We start from the raw sequence: 21,866 nt of genomic DNA, 5'->3' as shown, positions 1-21,866 counted from the left end.
AGGCTGTTGTACGTCTTGAAAAGCAGATAAAATAGGGGCAGTAATAGAGAAAACAAAAATGTATGCACTTACATTTCAAAGCAGAGAAAGGATTTTGCCAAATGACTCACACAGTGCCTCAAAATATGAAAGCGGCGGTTATGCACAACACGAGAGAAATCAAAATCGAAACATTGCCCGTGCCTGAGATCAATCATGATGAAGTGTTGATTAAGGTGATGGCTGTCGGAATTTGCGGATCTGATCTGCATTACTATACAAATGGCAGAATAGGCAATTATGTAGTGGAAAAACCATTTATCCTCGGTCATGAATGCGCGGGAGAAATTGCCGCTGTCGGATCGTCTGTCGATCAATTCAAGGTGGGAGACCGTGTCGCCGTCGAACCCGGTGTCACATGCGGACGCTGTGAGGCGTGTAAGGAGGGGCGTTATAATCTTTGCCCGGATGTACAGTTTTTGGCGACACCGCCGGTTGACGGCGCGTTTGTCCAATATATCAAAATGCGTCAGGACTTTGTTTTCTCGATTCCGGATTCACTATCCTATGAAGATGCGGCTTTGATCGAACCGTTTTCTGTCGGCATTCATGCGGCCGCGAGAACAAAGCTTCAGCCCGGATCAACAATTGCGATTATGGGAATGGGGCCTGTAGGATTAATGGCTGTTGCGGCAGCGAAAGCATACGGGGCAGGCACAATCATTGTGACCGACTTGGAGCCGCTGCGGTTAGATGCCGCGAAAAAAATGGGAGCGACTCATGTCATCAATGTCCGGGAACAGGATGCCGGTGAAGAAATCACAACGATCACGAATGGCAGAGGCGTTGATGCCGCCTGGGAAACAGCGGGGAATCCGGCGGCATTGCAATCCGCACTGGCTTCCGTGCGCCGGGGCGGAAAACTGGCGATTGTCGGTTTGCCTTCTCAGAACGAGATTCCGCTCAATGTGCCGTTTATTGCAGATAACGAGATTGATATATACGGAATCTTCCGTTATGCGAATACGTATCCGAAGGGAATTGAATTTCTCGCTTCCGGCATAGTGGACACGAAGCACCTTATAACGGACCAATATCCGCTGGAGCAGACGCAAGAGGCGATGGAACGGGCCTTTCAATACAAAAATGAATGCTTAAAAGTGATGGTGTATCCAAATCGCTGAGTGAACGGGGAGGATCTTTGCATTCTCCCTCTTGCTTATCAAAAATGAAAACGGATTCTTGGGGTGGGAAATGATGATTGAAACAGAAAAAGCAGCGGCAGTAAAGACGAAATATCGCGGCCTGTCCTGGATGGAACGGATCGGCTACGGATTCGGCGATATGTCGTACAATATTATCTTTCAGTTTGTAAACGCATACTTATTATTCTATTATACAGACGTCGGCGGCATTAAGCCTGCGGTCATTGCAGCTTTGTTTCTTATCGTAAGGGTGCTGGACGCTATTTTTGACCCGATTATGGGCGTGATTTTAGACAAGACGAATACAAGATGGGGAAAGGCAAGGCCGTATCTTTTGTGGGTAGCATTTCCTTTTGCGCTATTTACGTTCTTATGCTTCACGACCCCTCATTTCGGCGAGACGGGGAACATGGTTTATGCGTACATCACTTATATTCTGCTTGGGATGTCCTTCAGCATGCAGACGATTCCGGTCAACAGCTTAACGGGGCGGATGACGAATTCCGTGGAGGAACGGACGGTTCTGACGACGACCCGGATGATTTTGGTTTATATCGGAATTCTGTTATCGATTTCCTGTGCGACACCGCTTGCAGATCTGATCGGCGGGAAAGATCAGGCGTTTGGATTCCAGATGACGGCGCTTATCTATGCGGCGGTGAGCATCGCATTGAATCTGTTCAGTTTCTTTACTGTGCGGGAACGGATTCAGCCTGAAAAAAGAAAAAAACAAGGAATGAAAAAGACGTTGTCTGTTTTGTTCCGAAACAAGCCTTTGCTCATTTTGGTTTCTGCATTTTTGGCGTTTGCGATTGGGTTTAACATTAAGCTCAGCACGATGGTGTACTATTTTACGTATAACGTCAGCCATAAGGAATTTGTGTTTTTAGGAACCGTATTGTTTTTCGGCGCAGCGCTGATCAGCAATCTGTTTATTCCTTTCTTTTCTGAGAAGCGGGGCCGGAAGCAGGTTATGATCATCACGGCGGCGCTGTCGCTAATTTCTTATGCGGGCCTTCAGTTTACATCGTATTCTTCGCTGCCGCTTATTTTCTTTTGGCTTTTCGTTTCGGGATTTTTTACGACGCCTTTAAATACGCTTGCTTGGGGAATGGTTGCCGATTGTGTCGATTATGCGGAATGGAAAACCGGAGTCCGGGCTGATGGCGTGGTGATTTCGAGCATGAGTTTCATCAATAAGCTCGGAGTTGCGTTAGCCGGGTCATTTTCGGCCGTTTATCTCGGAATCGCCGGATATGCCGCGAATACCGATCAGACGGCCTCGTCATTGAATGCGATTAAAAATATGAATGCGCTCATTCCGGGATTGTTCATTCTGCTGTCTATTATTCTTATTTCTTTTTATCCTTTAACTGAAAAAAAATATCAGCAGATGATGTCTGATCTGGAGCAAAGAGCTGCAAGATGAGTATACGTAAAATTTAAAATATTCTATGTAAACGGTTGTATTTATGACAGAAAGCACTATACTGAAACTATAATCGAGAATTGATAAATGAGTGTGATAATGTGGGAAGCCAATCTGTTATTTGTATTGGAGAATTGTTAATTGATTTCTTTTGTACCGATGTGGATGTTGATTTGACGAAAGGACGTAATTTCTTAAAAAGTGCCGGCGGGGCACCGGCGAATGTGTCGGCAGCGATTGCTAAGCTGGGCGGAGACGCGGCTTTCAGCGGAAAAACAGGCAAAGATCCGTTCGGGTATTTTCTGAAGCAGACATTGGACGCCGTACACGTCGATACCTCTATGCTCGTCATGGATGAGAAAGCGCCTACAACGCTTGCGTTTGTTTCATTAAAACAAAATGGGGAGCGCGACTTTGTGTTTAACAGAGGAGCGGACGCTTTGTTTACGCTGGAGGATATTGATCTGGAAAAGGTAAACGATGCGAAAATCCTTCATTTCGGATCAGCGACAGCATTGTTATCTGATCCGTTTTGCTCAGCCTATTTACGGCTGATGTCGATTGCGAAAGACAATGGACAGTTTATTTCCTTCGATCCTAACTACCGTGAGGATTTATGGAAAGGAAGAGTTTCAGAGTTTATAAATACCGCAAAAAAAGCCGTTGCCATAAGTGATTTTGTGAAAGTCAGTGACGAGGAGCTTGAGATCATCAGCGGTGCGAAGGATCATAAAGAAGGTGTTGCGGTTCTTCATGAGCTCGGGGCCGGCATTGTGGCGGTGACACTCGGGAAAAGCGGGACCCTTCTTTCAAATGGGAAGGATATTGACATCATTCCGAGCATTCCGGTGACATCAATAGACTCAACGGGAGCGGGAGATGCGTTTGTCGGCGCGGCGCTGTATCAGTTGGCACGCACCGATGAGATTCAGACAGCAGCCGAAGATTTTGCGAAGCTGCGTGATATTGTCTCATTTGCCAATAAGGTGGGGGCGCTCGTGTGCACCAAAATCGGTGCGATCGATGCTTTGCCGAGTTTAAAAGAGGTTGAAGTATCACTGTAAAATATCGAGGATGCTTCTTGAAAGTCATCGGACTTCGGGAAGCATCCTCTTTTATTTAGGTCTGAAACCCTTTTCGATATACGGTATACTTTAGAAAGGCATCCAGTAAATTGAACCGCTGTGAAGTACATACAATAACTTTTTTATCAGTTCTGAGTAAAACCAAGTTTCTGCTGCTGCCGTCATGTATAGTGTGACGGCCTGTGATATTGAACCGCGGAGGAATGTTTTTCATGAAACATGTTTTTCTTATTGTGCAATGCGCGTTTTCTGTTTTTTGTTTTCTTTGTCTCGCCGCTGTCAATTGGTATCAGGGGAGTGAGCTTGTATCTGATTCGTTTGATTGGAATTATACGGCTAAATTCTCAAAGCTTTTGAATGGGACGGATACGATTACAAGTCCGGAACAGATTTCGCAGCTGGATTCTTTGTGTATGCGGCGAAGCATTACCCGTTAGTGAGCGGGTTGATGATCGGGCTTTTTATTTATTTTTTGTTCTCACTGTATCTGGTCATAAAGAATTTCCGCCGGCACAAATGGGCTGAATGAGACTATTTTCATATAAAATACATAAATTCATGAGAAAATGAAACTTTTTTTGAAAAAAACAGTATATATAACTATGAACTTGTTACTATTTAATTTTGGGAGGAAAATGAAAAATGAGTATTTTAGGAAGATTTAAAGACATCATGTCAAGCAATATCAATGCGCTGCTGGATAAAGCTGAAAACCCTGAAAAAATGGTTGATCAATATTTGCGGAATCTGAACAGTGATTTAGGAAAAGTGAAAGCGGAGACGGCTTCTGTCATGGCTGAGGAACAGCGGGCGAAAAGAGCGTTAACAGAATGCCAGGCTGATGCCGAAAAGATGGAAAGTTATGCGATGAAAGCGTTGCAGGCCGGCAATGAAGCCGATGCGCGGACGTTTTTGGAAAGAAAAGCGGCTGTTGAATCAAGACTGACTGAGCTGCAGACGGCTTATCAGCTCGCTTCTTCCAACGCGTCTCAAATGCGCAAAATGCATGACAAGCTTGTCGCTGATATCGGAGAGCTTGAGTCGCGCCGAAATGCCATCAAAGCGAAGTGGTCTGTGGCAAAAACGCAGGAGAGAATGAACAAATTGGGGTCCTCTGTGTCAAATGCGGGCCAATCGATGACAGCTTTTGGCAGAATGGAAGACAAGGTCAACCAAGCGCTTGATCATGCCAATGCGATGGCTGAGCTGAACGCGTCTCCGAAAGACGATATTGACGATCTGACGGCTAAATATGACAGCAATCAAAGCAGTGTCGATGATGAATTGGCGGCGCTCAAGCAGAAAATGCTTTTCAGTAAAGATCAATAGACAGCGGGCTGCAGCTTTGTCCGATATAAAGAGAAAGTGAGAGAAACAGAATGATCATTTCTTATAAATGCCCGAACTGCGGCGATGATATGGTCTTTGACAGTTCATCCGGCATGCTGACATGTCACAGCTGCGGGCGGCAGGATCAGATTGAGAGCCTGCCAAAAGAGTATATAACGACGAGATTTTCCGAAAATGAGGCGAACGAGTACCGGTGTGAGAATTGCGGCGCGGTATTAATGACTGAGGCGGAAACGACGGCCACGACGTGCGGGTTTTGCGGAGGAGCCGCCGTTCTCGCCGACCGATTATCGGGAAGTCTCGCGCCTTCGATGGTGATTCCTTTTACGATCAGTAAAGAAGAGGCCATGAGCGCTTTTAAAAAGTGGTGCCGAAACGGCCGTCTGACACCGAAAGGATTTATGTCTGCCGATCGGGTGAAGAGCATAACGGGCATGTACGTGCCATTTTGGATGTTTGATTTAAACAGCAAGGTTCAGGTCAATGCCGTTTGTACGAGAGTGCATCACTATGATGATGGAGAATACCGGGTGACGGAGACCGAGTATTACAACGCGTACCGCGATATCAATCTTGATTATCTCAAAATTCCGGTCGACGCTTCAGAAAAAATGAGTGATGAATTAATGGACAAATTGGAGCCTTACTCATACAGTGAGCTGAAGGAGTTTAATACGGCCTATTTAGCGGGATATATAGCGGAAAAGTACAATTATACCGATGACGATCTCTTTCCGCGGGCGAAGGATAAAATCAGCCATTATATTGATTCTTATATCAGATCCACCTTCTCCGGATATACGACGGCTGACATTACGGATGAGCAGATTCAGACCGATAAAATCAGCAGCTTTTACGTACTGCTTCCGGTCTGGATGGTCAGCTACGACTATGAGCGGGCTGAACACATTTTTGCGATGAACGGGCAGACGGGCAAGGTTGTCGGCAAACCGCCGATCAGTGCCGGAAAAGTGGCCGCGTGGTTCGGCGGCATAACCGCCGGTGCGTTTTTAGCATTAAGACTCGTCTCACTTATGATAGGAGGCGGTTTTTGATGAAAGTATCGATGAAAAAAGCGTGTCTCTTCTGCTTCGTCCTTTTTCTGATGCTGTCTTTTGGTTTACATACATCGGCGTCTGCCGCGGAACAGAAGCAATATGTTTATGACAATGCTCATTTATTAACGAAGGATGAAACGAAGAAACTTGAGGAATTGGCCGGGAAGCTCGGGGCAAAGCGCCATACCGATTTTATCATTCTGACCGCAAACGGAACGGGCGGTAAGGACATCGAGCAGTACGCCGGTGATTTTTATGACAGTCATTTTAGCGGAAGCACGGCGATTTTGACAATTGATATGAAAAATCGGGAAGTATTTATCTCCGGATATAAAAAGGCGGAGACGTATTTGAATAACAGCCGGCTGAATACGATCAGAAATACGATCTCGTCAGATATTTCCGCAGGCCATTATGAAAAGGCGCTTCAGACCTACATCAAGTTGGCTTATAAAGATATGGGGAAAAGCCCGGACGACAAGTCTGACAATCTGCTGCTCACATGGTGGTTTCAGCTCATTATTGCCGCAGCCGCGGCCGGAATCGCCGTCACTGTGATGGTGTACAATTCCGGCGGCAAGGTCACCGTCACCGGCAGCACGTATATGGATCACGATACGTCTGAAGTGCTGAGCCAGCACGACACATATATCCGAACCGACGTTACAAGAGAAAAAAAGCCTGATAAAGATAATGACAATGACGGCGGAGTCACGAGGGGCGGCACGAGTTACAGCGGAAGCAAGGGTAGTTTTTAAATTATATGTAAAGGATTTGAGCATACATGGGTTTTTTCAGAAATCAGTTAGCAAATGTGGTGGAATGGGAAGAATTCAGAGACGACATGGTTTTCTATAAATGGAACAACCGTGAAATTAAAAAAGGCAGCCGTCTGATTATCCGGCCGGGACAGGATGCCATCTTTTTATACAACGGGAAGATTGAAGGGATTTTCCGTGATGACGGCGATTATGATATCGAATCAGAAATCATTCCGTTTCTATCTACACTAAAAGGGTTTAAGTTTGGCTTTAACAGCGGCATGCGGGCTGAAGTGCTGTTTGTGAATACGAAGGAGTTCACCGTGAAATGGGGCACAAAAAACGCTATCAACATTCCGGCGGCAGGTATGCCGGGCGGTATGCCGATCCGCGCAAACGGCACATTTAACTTCAAGGTCATTGACTACATCGGATTGATTGATAAGATTGCGGGTGTCAAAGACAGCTATTTAGTGGAGGACATTAAAATCCGGATTACGTCTATTCTCGATCAGCTTTTGATGAAATGGATCACCAGAGAAGGAAAAGACATGTTCAATCTGCAGTCGAATTCCTTTGAAATCGGAAAAGGGATTCAAGAAGATCTTGATATGCAGCTGATCGGAGACGGCATGTCGATTACGGGCTTCAATATTATGAGCTTTAACTATCCGCAGGAAGTTCAGGATATGATTACGAAAAACGCTTCTTACGGCATGGTGGGCGATGTGAACCGCTATCAGCAGATTTCCATGACGGACGGAATGTCATCCGGCAAAATGAACGGAAGCGGCGCTGCCTCCGACATGGCGGGCATGATGATGGGAATGAATGTGGCAAATCAAATGATGAACCAAATGAACCAAAATCAGCAGAACCAGCCGCAGCAAGATCAAAGTCAGCAGAATCAGGGGACGGCACCGGCAAACGGCTCGGAAGGAGCGGCTAAGCCGAAATTCTGTCCGAACTGCGGAACGAAAACGGAAGGCGCGAATTTTTGTCCGAATTGCGGACAGAAGCTTGCCTGACGATATGCGAAAAAGAGGCCTTTTTTGGGCCTCTTTTTTTGTCATGATTTCATTGTTTGGACGATGAGGGATGTCAGCGCTTTTGATCCCTCAGGTATGAGATGGACGCCGTCCGGTGTGAAGTATTCAGGGTGCTGCAATGCTTTTGCGTGCCAATCGACAAGCGTCACATTTTTGCGTGACTCGGCCTGCCGGCGCAATGATTCGTTTACTTTGCTTTCCCACTGCCGCGGCACACGTGTGTTGACAAGATAGATATCGGCTTTTGAAAAGGAGCTGATCAGTGATTCAATTTGGCTGTTTGTGAAATAGCCGTTCGTCCCTAACTCGATGATGACCGCTTTGTCCGGCTGATTAAATGACGCATATTCCGAAGTGAGCTGGAGTGCTTGAGAGACTTGTCTTCCTACCTTTCCGTCGATGGTGACATGAGGGAGGGACTGCCGCAGGTATGACGCAATGTCCAGCATCACCGAGTCACCGATGGCCAGTACGTCTTGCTGAGGCTGTGTTTGTTTTGAATCAGCCGCTTTTTGAGATGACCGTTCCTTTTTCTCTTCATTTTTCTTTGTTTTTGATTTGTCTGCTGGTTCTTTCTTGTTTTTGTCTGACGCGGTATCCGTTTTTTCGCCGCCGTGTTTTTTCTTGCTGTCTTCTTCTTTTGCAGGCTGATCGTGATCGGCCGTTTTGTGCGAAGAGGCGGCGGTTTCTTGCTGATCATTTTGCGCGTACGTCCATTGCGGCTGTTTTTTCTCTTCGGCTATCCCTGACAGCCCGCCCGCAAATACGAGAATGGCGGCAAGAATAAGGCCGAGCGACATTCTGCTGATGACAGAGGACGTCTTCCATTCCAGAAAGCGGTTCAGAAACACGCGGCGTAAAAATGGCCGGAAGCCCGCAGTGCGGATCGGCTGTTCAATGAAATGGTAAGACAGCTCGGCAAGAATGAAAGTGGCGCCGATTCTGACGGCGCAGTGCCAATAAACCGGATTTCCGATTTCCTGTACGGGTGTGCTCAGCACGATAACCGGGTAATGCCAAAGATAGATTCCGTATGATCTCGTTCCGATCCAGCGAAGCGGCTTCCATGAAAGGACATGTCCCAAAAAGCTGCTCGGATGGCATAAACATGCGACAAGAACCGCTGCGGTGATGCTGATCAAAAGCATGCCGCCCTTGTACAGGAAGGGTTCATATTCATCTGTGTAAAAGACGCAAAGCAGCAGCGCGGCAAAAGCAGCAAGCTCCGTCCCGTGAAGCAGGTGTTTCATGCTGCTCGGCAGCCGTTTGGAAGATAATCGTTTCATCGGCCACACTAAAGCTAAAGCGCAGCCGATCAGCAATTCAAATGAGCGGGTATCCGTCCCGTAATAAACGCGGCTCGGATCTCCGCCGGGCACATACATCATACTCATTACGACTGCCGAACATAACGCGAGGAACATGACCGCGGCCGCAAGCCGGGCCCGTGTTTTACATATGTACATTCCCGCAAGCAGCAGGAAGGGCCATATGATATAAAACTGTTCTTCAATCGCCAGCGACCAAAGGTTTTTTAATGGCGAAGGGGAGCCGAAGCTGTCGAAATAAGAAAGTTGATGAAAGATAAACCACCAATTGCTTATGTAAAAAAGTGAGGAGACCGCATCCCCGCGTACGGTATGCAGGAGCTCGCTGTTAAACAATACGACCCAAATGACCGTCGTGATAATCATGAGATAAGCCGCCGGCAGAAGCCGCCTGATCCGGCGCACCCAAAAATCACGCAAATCAAGGGTGATGGCATTGCCTTGGGCAGGCAATATAATAGATGTAATTAAATACCCCGATAAAACAAAAAAGATATCAACACCAATGAAACCGCCGTCGGCCCAGTTGAAATTCAGATGATATGCGATAACTGCGAGGACGGCAAAGGCGCGAAGTCCATCCAGTCCGGGAATATAGCGGTGATGCAGTGACTTGTCTGACATGGTATTCCTCCAATAATGTGTGCGGAAATTCTCGCTGTTTTGCGGATGGCTATGGCAGATTTCTGTACAGTCTTCCATTTGTTCCGTTAATTAGACGCATTCGGAAGGGGATTTTGTTTCAGAAAAAATGAATGAAATGCTGTGATTTTCTTAAACTTTTCAGCCCCCGTCCGGCGTCTGTTATATGAAAAGGGTCCCTTATGCATCTTGGCTGTTGCGGGACGAAAGAAAAAATCCATGATCTGCGGATATCATGGATTTTTTTCTTTCTTTATCTGATGTAGCGGTCTCCGACAAGCAGCTTGGAGATGACGGAGGTCGGTATTGTAAACTCTGTAACGCCCATATATCCGGGTGCCGCTTCGTATTCATCAAATGAAATAACAAGTTTGTGCTTATCTGTAATATAAAAATTCTGGTCGGCGCGGATGGCTTTAAAAGGCTCCGTCATATCATCATCTTCGACCCAGTATATTTTATTCGGATCTTCTTTCATCTGTTTTTTCATTTGTTCTTTAATATTCTGGCTGATGACTTTAATATAACGGTCATCTTTAAATAAACTCTTTAATGTAAGCACGGCCTCATTCTTTTTATCAATCGTGATGTAACGGCTTTGCGTATAAGAGGAAGCTTGCGTTTTTTCGATATCACGGCGGATTGAGATCAAATCCGCTGTGTCAGTAACGGTCTCATAATCGCTGTAAATACTGAGGTGGCCTTTTTTGCTTTTTGAGGTCGCCTTCATAAATTCCTGATACAGCTCTTTGCTTTCTTTCATATAATGCCGGTTGATGCTGTCTTCGAGTTTATGATCGGAAAGGCCGGACAGAGCGGGCGTTTTCACATCAATGCTTGATTGGTTCTTTTCTTCCTTCATCTCCGTGAATGTGATGGCTTGGACGACTTTGCCGATGACGGGGATTTTAGACATGGCTTGTGCGGCATCCGGGTTGATATTGACAACGGCGGTAAATAAGACGGCCGCAGCGACTGCCGCGGATGTCGGCCACATCACGATTCGTTTTTTCTTCGGTTTTTGCTGAAGGGCTTTTTCGACAATGCTGTCCAGTTCCTTAGGAATGGGCACACTTTTATACTCTTCTCTTAATTGTTCTAATCTCTTTTCCATTAAGAAAGATCCTCCTTCGTCAGCTGAATGCGCATGAGCTTCAGCCCCCTGTAAAGGCGTGTTTTGACGGTGTTGATGTTTTCCCCCGTGATGTCCGCGATTTCTTCTAATTTCAGGTCTTCAAAGAAACGCAGAATGATAATGGTTTTATATTGATGCGGCAGGTCATCAAGCGCTTCGTGAAGGTCTGTGTCCTTGTAGTGATCTTCCTTTCCGCGGCTTAAAAACTCGATCGTTTCATCGTCCATCACTTTCAGTTTTTTCTGTTTGCGGAGAAAATCAATGGCCGTGCGCACTAAAATTTTATAAAACCAGCTTTTGATCACATCGGGGTTTTTGACGGATTCGACCGATGTCAGCGCTTTTTGAATTGATTCCTGAACAATATCTAACGCGTCATCCTTGTTCTTTACGTAACTGTACGCAAGCCGGTAAAAGTCTTCCTTGCGCTCAGTTATGCACGTCACAAGCGACGCTTTGGCTGTTTCGTTCTTCATTGCTTCAAAGGGCTCCTTTTTTAAAAATACGTATCATAGGCTGCTGCCTAAGGATAGACGGGACAGGGTGAAAAATAGTTTGCGCAGAGGGGATCATTTTTAAAAGGAAAAGGAAGGAAAGACGAAGAGATGAAAAAAAGAGCCGGAACGGCTCTTTTTCGGATGTGTCTGATATTCAGCGAACGGTTTAGTTCGGTTTGACTAAGATTTTCACTTGGTTTTTCTCTTTGATTAAAGCGCCGAAGCCTTCTTCAATCAGATCGTCGAGCACGATTTTTTTCGTGACGAGCTTATCTGCTGAGAAGTAGCCCTCTTTCATCAGTGCAAGAACGGAAGGGAAGATGTCACGGTATCCGATAATGCCTTTTACGGTCCGTTCTTTGATGACGATATCGTTCGGATGAATTTCCGCTCCTTTTTCCCAGATGCTGACGATAACCGTTTCACCGGCAATGTTTGTTGACTGGATCGCCTGGCGGAGAACGACAGGAACGCCTGTTACTTCATAAGAAACATCAACGCCGCCGTTTGTCCGTTTAGCGATTTCTTCAACGACATCGTCCGTTTTTGACGGATCAATGATGATAGCGCCGAGTTCTTTCGCTTTTTCCTGACGTTCCGGTGAAAGTTCAACCGCGTAAATATCTGTGGCGCCGGCCGCTTTCAGGGCTTCAATCACAAGCAGCCCGATCGGTCCGCAGCCAAAAACCGCCGCCTTGTCGCCCGCTTTTAATTTGCTTTGGCGGACGGCGTAAAGCGCTACCGCTGACGGCTCAACAAGCGCGCCCTGTTCGTAAGAAAGCTCTTCAGGAAGCTTAAACAGCAATTCTTCGTCAACGGATACATATTCAGAAAATCCGCCGCCGCCTCCGGCTAAGCCTAAGAATCCCATTTGTTCATCAAGGTTATAGGCTCCCTGGTGTCCGTGTGTGGCAAAAATCGGTTCCACGACGACACGGTCGCCGACGCTGTAATTTTTGACGCCTTCGCCCACTTCCACGACTTCTCCTGAGAATTCGTGGCCCATCGTGACGGGCGCCATTTCGTTTGTTAACGGATGAGGTTTGCCGACCGGAATAAAGATCGGGCCTCCCAAATATTCATGAAGGTCGCTTCCGCAAATCCCGCACCATTTGACTTTAATTTTGACTTTACCCGGTTCTGCTTTAGGTTCATCAATGTTTTCGATTCGAATGTCTTTTTGATTGTGCCATCTTGCCGCTTTCATTGATTATCACTCCTAGTCTGATTGAAACGAGTATAGGTACATGATCAATATGAACCACGGTTAAAAGGAATAAAGTGCCTGCTTCCTAAAGCCTGATTTCTCAAAATATATCATATTATGCAACTATCAATAGGCCTTATAAAAAGTCCATATTGAATGCAGAAATACTCTATGAATATTATAACGCTAATGAATTAAATTTTGTAGTATAATTTACCATGGGATTATATAGAACAGGAAATTGTGCCGTCGTTATGTGCATGTCTCATCACGTTGTAATGAACATGTAAAGTGATTGAAATATTATAATCGTTTTCTTGGTGTATAATTTTGCCTAGAATAAAGAATCAGGAGGACGAAAGCTTGAAGAAGTTATTCTTAGCCTTATTGATTTTAGCAGGAAGCACGCTGGGAGCGATCAGTTACTCTTCTGATGCAAGTGCTAAAAAAGTGAACGGAAATATTACATGGTATAATGGAGTCGGTAAAAAAGGATCTTCCGGTAAAAAACTGGGACACTGGGATTGCGCGACAAAATTAGGATTTGACGTTCCGAGAAACGGAACGAAAATCAGAGCTTATGCAAAAGCAAAACCGAAAAAGGTTATCACCGTATACAAAAATGATGTAGGCCGTATGCCGAATGCCGTATTGGATGTCAGCCCGAAAGCGTTCAAAGCGCTCGGATATCCGTTAAGCAAAGGAAGAGTATCCGGACACTACAGCTATTAAAATAGACCATCTTAAAAAGCAAGGACACTGATTCTTGCTTTTTCTGATTGACGGAGAGATTGATAATGAAGAAGAAACGATGGATCTGGGTGTTGCTGGCCGCCGTTTTGGCGGCGGCGGTCATCGCGGCCGTTTTACTGATTAAAGGAAAAAGCGACGGCGGCGGAAAAGCCGTTGTCTCCGGCGGCCATGACAAGCTGCTTGTTTCCATTACAGACAAAGATCTGATGACGAAATATTACGAAGACAGCCGCGTGCTGTACGAGGAAAAGCTTTCGGCATATCCGGCGTTTGCGCTGGATGACGCCCATCAGGTGCTCTATTTTGTCGGGAATAATGACCAAAATGAGATGCGTCTGTATAAGCTTGATCTGAAGACGAAAAAGAAGACGGTGCTTTATAAAGGAACGGCAAGCGCTGACAGTCTGTTTTTATCAAAGGATCTGACGCACATTTATTTCCGTCTCGGAAAAGCGGATGAAGATATTTTCCGTCTCGCATCTTTTGATTTGAAAACGAAACGTTATGAAAATCTGTATCCCGCCGCCGATGAGAAAGACGACAGTGTGAGCAGCTTCTTTTATAACAGCAGCCAAAACGATTTTGCGCTTCTGCATTATTCCGTGAAAGAGGATTATCAAAAAACGGATGAGGCAAATGAGAAGGGGATTGACCCTGAACCGACGAATATCCGGTTTGCAGCAGGAGCGGGAGAACACCTTCAGGATCTGACAAACCTTGAACAGTTTATCAGCGACGTGGCGGTGTCACCGGACGGAAAGAACCTTGTCTTTACATCTTATACACAAAAAGGGACGGAACAAAAAGCGTCCATCCGTCTGATGAATGTCAAGTCGAAAAAAGATGAAACGATTATCTCAAACGGGAAGGACTTCACTCCGCTGATTGATGCCCAGCCTCAGTTTTCTAAAGACGGCAGCATTATTTATTTCATGGCGGAAGCAAAAGGCGCTAAGCGTCTGAAGGATGAAACGGGGCGGAATGCGAAGGTCCGGACCATTTATGCTTATCATTTGGATACGAAAAAATGCGAAAAAGTCTGGGAAAATGACAACGGCATTATCAACAGTTTTTCCGTCATCCAATCATGAAAAAAACACTCAGCGCCCGCTGGGTGTTTTTTAATGAACAAAGCTGGCTGCGGCTGAGGCGAGCCATTTGAAAAAACGGAGAATCGGAACGGCAAAATGGAGCGTTTCGATGAATGACTGTGCGGCAAGGTTCATTTTCCGCCGTTTTGCCATTTCCTTCAGATCTTTCTGCTGCCGATCGTTTTTCATGTTCATTGCTCCTTTACATCATAAAAGGACATGATAACGCAAAGGCCTCTCATGAGACATGGAGGCCTTCTCTATGTTGAGACTCGTAAAAGGGAGGTCTAACTTGATGCCGTTTGATTATTGTTTTGGAGATTTACCAACGAACGGACGCCGTCGATCATTTTACTGCCGCAAAGGGGGCAAGTCGGGGTATCACTGCCGGCAAAATTCTTTCTGCTCCAGCCGATACAGTCCTCTTTTGTGCATTCCCATGTACTGACATCTTCTTTAGGCAGCGGTTCCTGATTACGTTTGTTGTAGTAAGACATAAAGTCACTTCTTCCCTTATGAATTTTCGTGCACTCCTTCATTGTCTCATACTTTTCCCTAATCTCCTAATTCCTTTTTCTATCCAGATTTCCAATGAGGGTGCATCGTCTTCCTGTTATTACAGTATATGCAAATAAGTGTCTTCTTATTTTTTCTTTTTGGATAAATAAAAAAGCCCCTTCTCTAAAAGGGGTGATATTTGTTTACTGCTTATCCGTGACGTCCATCGGTCTCATCATGTCGTAATCTTCGTGTTCTAAAATATGACAGTGCCATACGTAGCGTCCGCTGTAAGGAGCGAAAGTCGCCGCGATTCTGATGACCTCTCCCGAGTGCGCCTGCACGGTATCTTTCCAGCCTTTTTCACTTGGAGGAGGCGGGACGGCTGGCCCTGTATACACAATGTCGCCGAATTTGTTATAACGCTCTAAGTCAAAAGGACGCCGGTCAAGGATTTGGAAGGAAACAAGGTGCAGGTGTATCGGATGGGTTCCCCCCATCGGATTGATAATCGACCAGATTTCCGTTGTGCCGAGCTTCGGCGCTTCTGTCACAGGATCATGCCATCGCTTGTTATTCAGCGTCAAAACGGGCCGGCCGTATTTGTCTTGCGTATTTGTGAGTTTAAGCGTCCTGATATTGTATATTCTCTTTGATGTCACATTAGGCATTGTTGAAAGATATTTAGGCTTCCGGCTTGTGTCTTCTCCCTTCAGCGGTTTTGTGACGCGGAATTGCATCACATTGGCGTCTGTATCCGGATCGGCGTCGCCCCCGCAGCCGGTGCCGTTCGTTAAAATGATATGTTCTCCGTCAAAGGCGGAGAAATCGATGAGCACATCATACCGTTCTGCCGGGGCTAAGCTGATAGATTGTGTTTTGACAGAGCGGGGAAGCAGTCCGCCGTCAGAACCGATCTGGATAAACTTCCCGCCGTTATTGAGCGAGAGAGAAAATGTTCTCGTATTGGAGGCATTAAGGATGCGGAAACGATATGTCCGCGGTTCAACTTCCATATACGGCCACGCTTTACCATTAACGAGAATGGTATTTCCGCAAAAAAACGGGACGATGGAAGGATCGGGCAGCGTTTCGGAAGGGTTAGCAGGTCCGCTCGGATAAGACAAGGAACCGTCGTCATTTAACGTACGGTCCAAAATCATAAGCGGTACGTCGTACTCTCCGGAGGGAAGCTTCAGCTGCTTTTCTTTTCGCTCGCGAATGATATACATCCCGGCAAGCCCGGCGTACACATTGAGCCTCGTAATCGCCATGGCGTGATCGTGATACCATAACAGAGCCCCGCGCTGTTTGTTTGGATAATGGTATACCTCTTTCTCAAAATAAGGACCCGTTTCCTTAAAATCCTTTGTGAACCATGCTTCCGGGTAGCCGTCGCTGTCCGGCGGGGTTGCTCCTCCGTGTAAATGGACGACGGTTTTGACATCGGGTTCCTGATGGCCGCTTTCTGAATGGTGAATGGTATGATCCACAGGCAGAAAATGCTTATCCGGAAGGTCATTCATCCATTTAATATAGACGTTCTCATCTTTGTTCACGTCGATCGTCGGGCCGGGAAATAAACCGTTATACCCCCACAGCCGGGTCGGCGGGAGATCGCGGTGCAGCTTGTGAAAGCATTCCTTCATGGTGACTTCATAATACGTGCTGCCGTCTGATTTCTTCTGCGGCTGGAGTGTTTCGATAATCGGCAGTTCATCTGCAAATTTTTCTAGTGCCATTTTTCATCCTGTCCTTATCAATTATTGAAATCCTGTACTACAGTTAATGCTGCCTTGAACAGGTTGGTTAAAAAAACACCCGCCCTTTTTTGAGGGGGGGTGTTTGCGGTTATTGCGCAACCCGGTTTTCGGAAGCGCTCTCTTTCGGTTTTTGTTTTTTGCGGAATACATATGAGGCAAGTACCAGCAGAGTAATAAATCCTGTCAGCAGAAATTCAGACCGCATTGAACTGATAAACAGCATAGATAACAAGATGGCGCAAATGGCGATGATCGTCAGGTAGGTTAAGTACGGATAGAACCACATTTTGATTTTAAGAGATTCAGGGTTTGTCCGTTCGATTTTCTTTCTCATTCTCAGATGTGAGACGGCGATAACGAGATAAACGAGCAGTGCGATCGCCCCTGATGAATTGACCAGAAATAAGAATACGGAGTCGGGAGAAAAGTAGTTCATAACAACGGCAATATAGGAGAAAAAGGTGCCGGCGATAATGGCTTGAACCGGTACGCCTCTTTTACTCAGTTTCATAAAACGCCGCGGCGCTTCATTTCTCTCTGCCAGTGAATACAGCATCCGTGACGTCGTATAAAGCCCGGAGTTCAGGCAGGACAGAACGGCTGTCAGGACGATAAAATTCATGATTTGAGCGGCTGCGGGAACCCCGATATGGCTCAAAACGGCAACGAAGGGGCTTTCCAAAATATTGGCTGAATCCCACGGCAGCAGTGTGACCACAACCGCAATGGAGCCGACGTAAAAAATAATGATCCGCCAAACGACTGAGCGGGTCGCCTTTGTGACGGATTCGACCGGATTTGACGTTTCTCCCGCTGCGATTGCGACGATTTCAGATCCCATGAAAGAAAAAATGACAACGACGATGCCGAGCAGAACGGAACTTGGACCTTTAGGGAAAAATCCGCCGCTGCCCGCCAGATTTTCCAGCCCGACCGGTTTGCTGCCGGGAACGATCCCGAAAATGAACGCAAATCCCGCGATTAAGAAGACAACGATCGTCGCTACCTTCACTAAGGAAAGCCAGTATTCAAATTCGCCGAACGATTTAACTGAATAAATATTCGTCAGTGTTAACAGCACGGTCAGAAGCAGACTCGTCAGCCATAACGGAATGCCCGGGAACCAGTACTGTATGATTCCGGCGCCTGCAATGGCTTCAATGGCAATGACGATGACCCAGAAAAACCAATACAGCCATCCGATCGTAAAACCGGCCCAAGGACCGATGGCGTCATGCGCGTACTGTGAAAACGAACCGCTTGTCGGGTTGACGGAGGACATTTCCCCCAGCATTCTCATAATAAAAATAACTAATAGTCCTGCTAATGCGTAGGAGACAATCGCTCCGGGTCCGGTGGAATGAATGACGGATCCGCTTCCGACAAATAATCCGGCGCCGATCACGCCGGCAATTGAAATCATAGTCATATGCCGGGTTTTTAATCCCTTTGATAAAGAGTTAGGCTGATTCATTCTTTGCCTCCTTTTGGTTTGTTTATGCTGAATATTCCGACAAGTATTATTCTATCATAAATGCCACAAACAGTTGAAAATGATGTAAGAAAATATGACATTTTTTCTCGTCCGTACAGCAGAAGGTGCCGGAAGGAAAAGAAATAATTTTCTGTTATTTTTGTGTTTTAATCGGTTTGAAAATAATTCCATGAAAACAGGATGGCAAGATGCCTTGGTGCGATTGGAATGAGAGAGGTTTCGTGAATAAAAATAAGTTTCCTGAGCACATAAATGTTCTATGCTTACTATTTTTCTGTGGAAAGTGAATCATGTTTCTATAGACCCACTGTGTCTTCGCTTTGTATGATAATGAAGGAAAAATTGAACGGGAAGGAGGATTTTCAGTGGAGAGATATCATGAATTGAAAAAAGGCGAAACCGGAGCGATTGTCAGTATTGGCGCATATGCGGCATTGTCGGCTGTGAAGCTTGTGATCGGTTATTTGTTTCACTCAGAAGCGCTTCAGGCCGACGGTTTAAATAATACGACTGATATCGTGGCATCTGCGGCTGTTTTCATCGGTTTGCGCATCTCTCAGAAACCTCCTGACGAAGATCATCCTTACGGCCATTTTCGGGCGGAGACCGTCGCGTCACTCATCGCGTCCATTATTATGATGCTTGTCGGAATGCAAGTGCTGTTCAGCGCCGCGCAATCTATTTTTTCCGTTAAAGAGGAAACACCGGATATGATAGCCGCCTGAACGGCCGCGGGGAGCGCCGTCGTGATGCTGATGGTCTGCCGCTATACGAAAGGGCTTGCCAAAAAGGTAAACAGCCAGGCCCTTTCAGCTGCGGCCGCTGATAATAAATCAGATGCGCTCGTCAGTATCGGCACGTTTATCGGAATTTTTGCTTCACAGTTCCATTTGGCTTGGGTGGATACGGTTACCGCGTTTATCATCGGATTGATCATCTGCAAAACCGCGTGGGATATTTTTAAGGAATCCTCTCATTCGCTGACTGACGGTTTTGATGTCAAACATATTTCTGATTATAAAAAGACGATTGAACAGATTGCGGGCGTCAGCCGTTTAAAAGATATTAAAGCGAGATATCTGGGCAGCTCCGTTCATATTGATGTCGTCATTGAAGTGCCATCAGATCTGCACATTAAAGAGAGTCATGAGATCGCAAATGAGGTAGAACGCAAGATGAAAGAGGAACATGCCATTGACCATTCACACGTTCATATGGAGCCTCTCCAGCTGAAATAAAGCTTCCTTTCTAAAGGGAGCTTTTTCCTTTTTTAGACTGGAAACAATTCGCTGGAAACGTTTTTTTATACTGTTTATATTTTGTGGTAAAGTTAGGTTACGATAATTGAAATTTGAGAGATGACTAGGAGGAGAAGAATGGCTTATAAAGAAGAGCTGCATCCGCTGCTGGAGAAAGCCGTTGAGCATATTGAAAACATCATCATAGGAAAACGGGATATCGCCATACTCAGTCTGGCCGCCATTCTCGCAAAAGGGCATGTGCTGCTGGAAGACGTGCCGGGAGTCGGAAAAACGATGATGGTCCGCGCTTTGGCCAAGCTGATCGGAGCTGATTTTAAGAGGATTCAGTTCACGCCGGATCTTCTGCCGTCAGATGTGACGGGTGTCTCTATTTATAATACGAAAACGATGGAATTTGAATACCGCCCGGGACCGATTATGGGGAATATCGTGCTGGCTGATGAAATTAACAGAACCTCTCCGAAAACACAGTCTTCCCTGCTTGAGGCAATGGAGGAAGGGAATGTCACGATTGACGGAAAGACAATGCGGCTGGCTGAGCCGTTTTTCGTCATGGCCACACAAAACCCGGTTGAATATGAAGGAACGTATCCGCTTCCCGAAGCCCAGCTTGACCGGTTTTTATTTAAGCTGCGCATGGGCTATCCGACTGCCGAGGAAGAGCTTCGGGTTCTGTCTTTGCAGGAAGGGCGCAATCCGCTTGAAACAATCGAGCCCGTCATTTCTAAAGAACAGTTTATCAGCCTTCAGCAAAAACTGGAGCAGGTGCGGGTGGATGATGGAATAAAAGCGTATATCGTCGGCATTACTCAGCATACCCGCCGGCATCCGTCCGTACATCTGGGCGTAAGTCCGCGCGGTTCAATCTCATTAATGAAAGCCGCGCAGGCGTACGCGCTGCTTCATGACCGCGATTACGTCATTCCTGATGACGTCCAGTATTTGGCTCCGTATACGCTGCCGCACAGAATGATCTTGACCGCCGAGGCGAAATTTAACGATGTGACACCGGAAGCGGTTATAGAAGACATCATGCAAACGGAAAAAGTCCCCGTCCAAAGGATGTCGGTCCGCTAATGAGAAAGAAGATGCATTGGCTTCTATATGGATGGAAGCTGCTTATGTTGGCCGTACTGACGGCGGCTGTCTTTTCTTATGCCATGTTTCAGGGCGGATTTGTGAGCTGGTTTTTATTTTATGCGTTTTTGCCGTTTACCGTTTACGCCGGGCTGGTCGCTGTGTACCCGCTGCGGGCGTTTCAGGTGACGCGTGACGTGTCCTCCGCCCAGTTAACCTCAGGCGACAGGCTGTCTGTCACCATCAGGCTGGCGAGGCGCCTGCCGTTTCCGCTGACATATATGGTCATTGAAGATGTGATGCCGGAAACGCTTGGCGAGAGGCGCAGTGCGAAACAGCTTGTGTTTCCGTGGTTTCAAAGGAAGCTGACGTTACAATATGAGCTGCCGCAGGTGCCGCGCGGAGAGCATCATTTACATACGATAAGAGTGCGGACGGGAGATGTTCTCGGGCTTTTGGACAAGACGGCGTCGTTTTCCGTTACGGATACGGTTCTGGTTTTCCCGGCGTACGGGTCTGTTCACTATAAGCCGCAGGCTGCCTCCGGGGAAGAGGGTGCGGCTGCCGGCGCTCCGTTTCAGGTACACCGCTCCGCAATGGCTGCGAGCGTCAGAAATTATCAGCCGGGCGACCGGTTTTCCGCACTTGACTGGAAAACATCGGCGCGGCGAAATGAGCTGATGACGAAGGAATTTGATCCGCTGCAGAGTGTGAATATGATTCTCCTTTTGGACTGCAGGCCGTCCCCATCGTTTGAAGCCGCGGTATCCGCTTCGGCATCCCTGCTTTACACGGCGCTTGTGAAGGGCTCTCCCGCAGGATTTATCTCATTGGGGAGCGACCGGACCGTATTTCCCGTCCGGGAGGGAGACCGGCATTTCAGAAAGATGCTGCGTTACCTGGCATCAGCTTCAGAATCGGAAGAAGCCGATGCAGGCGGGCGTTTAGGAAAAGAGCTGGCGGATCCGCGTGTCCGCAAAGCTTCCATTGCCGTCGTGACGGGCAGTCTTACAGAAGACCTTCTCAAACAGGCTGAGCCCGGCCGTGCTGACATGACGGTGTTTTTGGCGAAAGAAACGAATGCCGCGCTTTCGGAGAAAGAACGGAAACTCGCTCTCATCTTCGCTCAAAAAAATATTAAGGTGCAAATGATCAGGGACAAACGGGTGTCCCATGTTGTTTAGAAAGAGAGGTGGCGCGCC

Annotated in this window: 19 protein-coding genes and 2 pseudogenes; 13 read left to right on the top strand and 8 right to left on the bottom strand. The window is 46.7% G+C overall.

Annotated elements, in window-relative coordinates:
* The first annotated feature begins 101 nt into the window (after window positions 1–101).
* From gutB to SB847_RS18825, 8 genes and pseudogenes are all read left to right on the top strand, one after another.
* Entirely contained in the window at window positions 102–1,163 is a 1,062-nt protein-coding gene (gene gutB, locus SB847_RS18860; protein ID WP_088461572.1) for a sorbitol dehydrogenase, read from the top strand.
* Between the two features lie 73 nt (window positions 1,164–1,236).
* Window positions 1,237–2,613: an MFS transporter gene (locus SB847_RS18855; RefSeq protein WP_020861281.1), complete on the top strand. Its 1,377-nt coding sequence runs from the start codon at window positions 1,237–1,239 to the stop codon at window positions 2,611–2,613.
* 101 nt (window positions 2,614–2,714) lie between these two features.
* Window positions 2,715–3,677, top strand: coding sequence for a carbohydrate kinase family protein (locus SB847_RS18850; protein WP_410578307.1), 963 nt, complete (start codon window positions 2,715–2,717; stop codon window positions 3,675–3,677).
* A 233-nt stretch (window positions 3,678–3,910) separates the two neighbouring features.
* A pseudogene (locus SB847_RS18845) lies at window positions 3,911–4,227 on the top strand (DUF4306 domain-containing protein).
* A 113-nt stretch (window positions 4,228–4,340) separates the two neighbouring features.
* Entirely contained in the window at window positions 4,341–5,027 is a 687-nt protein-coding gene (locus tag SB847_RS18840) for a PspA/IM30 family protein (RefSeq protein WP_015239300.1), read from the top strand.
* 50 nt (window positions 5,028–5,077) lie between these two features.
* Window positions 5,078–6,103, top strand: a complete 1,026-nt coding sequence (locus SB847_RS18835; protein ID WP_410578305.1) for a TFIIB-type zinc ribbon-containing protein — start codon at window positions 5,078–5,080, stop codon at window positions 6,101–6,103.
* A complete protein-coding gene (locus SB847_RS18830) occupies window positions 6,103–6,864 on the top strand; it encodes a TPM domain-containing protein (RefSeq protein ID WP_224224343.1) in 762 nt (253 codons plus the stop codon). Before SB847_RS18835 ends, SB847_RS18830 begins: the two co-directional genes overlap by 1 nt.
* 26 nt (window positions 6,865–6,890) lie before the next feature.
* Window positions 6,891–7,895 (top strand): SPFH domain-containing protein, encoded by a 1,005-nt coding sequence (locus SB847_RS18825; protein ID WP_029973761.1) that lies wholly within the window; start codon window positions 6,891–6,893, stop codon window positions 7,893–7,895.
* A 41-nt stretch (window positions 7,896–7,936) separates the two neighbouring features.
* On the opposite strand, the gene SB847_RS18820 is transcribed toward SB847_RS18825, so the two are convergent.
* From SB847_RS18820 to SB847_RS18805, 4 genes are all read right to left on the bottom strand, one after another.
* The gene (locus SB847_RS18820) at window positions 7,937–9,868 is read right to left on the bottom strand and encodes an acyltransferase family protein (RefSeq protein WP_410578302.1); all 1,932 of its coding nucleotides are present in this window, start codon (window positions 9,866–9,868) and stop codon (window positions 7,937–7,939) included.
* Between the two features lie 271 nt (window positions 9,869–10,139).
* The gene (gene rsiV, locus SB847_RS18815) at window positions 10,140–11,000 is read right to left on the bottom strand and encodes an anti-sigma-V factor RsiV (RefSeq protein ID WP_007609813.1); all 861 of its coding nucleotides are present in this window, start codon (window positions 10,998–11,000) and stop codon (window positions 10,140–10,142) included.
* The gene (gene sigV / locus SB847_RS18810) at window positions 11,000–11,497 is read right to left on the bottom strand and encodes an RNA polymerase sigma factor SigV (protein ID WP_003155802.1); all 498 of its coding nucleotides are present in this window, start codon (window positions 11,495–11,497) and stop codon (window positions 11,000–11,002) included. Before sigV ends, rsiV begins: the two co-directional genes overlap by 1 nt.
* Before the next feature lie 187 nt (window positions 11,498–11,684).
* Window positions 11,685–12,725, bottom strand: coding sequence for a 2,3-butanediol dehydrogenase (locus tag SB847_RS18805; protein ID WP_007408876.1), 1,041 nt, complete (start codon window positions 12,723–12,725; stop codon window positions 11,685–11,687).
* A 363-nt stretch (window positions 12,726–13,088) separates the two neighbouring features.
* On the opposite strand from SB847_RS18805, the gene SB847_RS18800 reads away from it, so the two are divergent.
* Together SB847_RS18800 and SB847_RS18795 are read left to right on the top strand one after the other, a co-directional pair.
* A complete protein-coding gene (locus SB847_RS18800; RefSeq protein ID WP_014417081.1) occupies window positions 13,089–13,457 on the top strand; it encodes a septal ring lytic transglycosylase RlpA family protein in 369 nt (122 codons plus the stop codon).
* Window positions 13,458–13,522: 65 nt separating this feature from the next.
* Entirely contained in the window at window positions 13,523–14,569 is a 1,047-nt protein-coding gene (locus SB847_RS18795; protein ID WP_088461575.1) for a TolB family protein, read from the top strand.
* Between the two features lie 30 nt (window positions 14,570–14,599).
* On the opposite strand, the gene SB847_RS18790 is transcribed toward SB847_RS18795, so the two are convergent.
* From SB847_RS18790 to gabP, 4 genes are all read right to left on the bottom strand, one after another.
* Window positions 14,600–14,758, bottom strand: a complete 159-nt coding sequence (locus SB847_RS18790) for a hypothetical protein (protein ID WP_003155794.1) — start codon at window positions 14,756–14,758, stop codon at window positions 14,600–14,602.
* A 98-nt stretch (window positions 14,759–14,856) separates the two neighbouring features.
* Entirely contained in the window at window positions 14,857–15,066 is a 210-nt protein-coding gene (locus SB847_RS18785; RefSeq protein ID WP_007408879.1) for a cold-shock protein, read from the bottom strand.
* Between the two features lie 204 nt (window positions 15,067–15,270).
* Window positions 15,271–16,809, bottom strand: a complete 1,539-nt coding sequence (cotA, locus tag SB847_RS18780) for an outer spore coat copper-dependent laccase CotA (RefSeq protein ID WP_101670698.1) — start codon at window positions 16,807–16,809, stop codon at window positions 15,271–15,273.
* Between the two features lie 109 nt (window positions 16,810–16,918).
* On the bottom strand, window positions 16,919–18,304 hold the full coding sequence (gabP, locus tag SB847_RS18775) for a GABA permease (RefSeq protein ID WP_044802060.1): 1,386 nt from the start codon (window positions 18,302–18,304) through the stop codon (window positions 16,919–16,921).
* A 386-nt stretch (window positions 18,305–18,690) separates the two neighbouring features.
* Here gabP and SB847_RS18770 point away from each other — a divergent pair.
* From SB847_RS18770 to SB847_RS18760, 3 genes and pseudogenes are all read left to right on the top strand, one after another.
* Window positions 18,691–19,563 (top strand): annotated as a pseudogene (locus SB847_RS18770) (cation diffusion facilitator family transporter).
* A 138-nt stretch (window positions 19,564–19,701) separates the two neighbouring features.
* On the top strand, window positions 19,702–20,664 hold the full coding sequence (locus tag SB847_RS18765) for an AAA family ATPase (RefSeq protein WP_007609822.1): 963 nt from the start codon (window positions 19,702–19,704) through the stop codon (window positions 20,662–20,664).
* Window positions 20,664–21,848, top strand: coding sequence for a DUF58 domain-containing protein (locus SB847_RS18760; RefSeq protein ID WP_088461578.1), 1,185 nt, complete (start codon window positions 20,664–20,666; stop codon window positions 21,846–21,848). The genes SB847_RS18765 and SB847_RS18760 overlap by 1 nt, the downstream gene beginning before the upstream one ends.
* Window positions 21,849–21,866 lie beyond the last annotated feature (18 nt).

Source organism: Bacillus sp. SIMBA_026, assembly GCF_046535335.1.
GTDB classification, from domain to species: Bacteria; Bacillota; Bacilli; order Bacillales; family Bacillaceae; genus Bacillus; species Bacillus velezensis.
The sequence above is the reverse complement of the archived record's forward strand: the minus strand, read 5'-3'. Positions and strand labels throughout refer to the sequence as shown.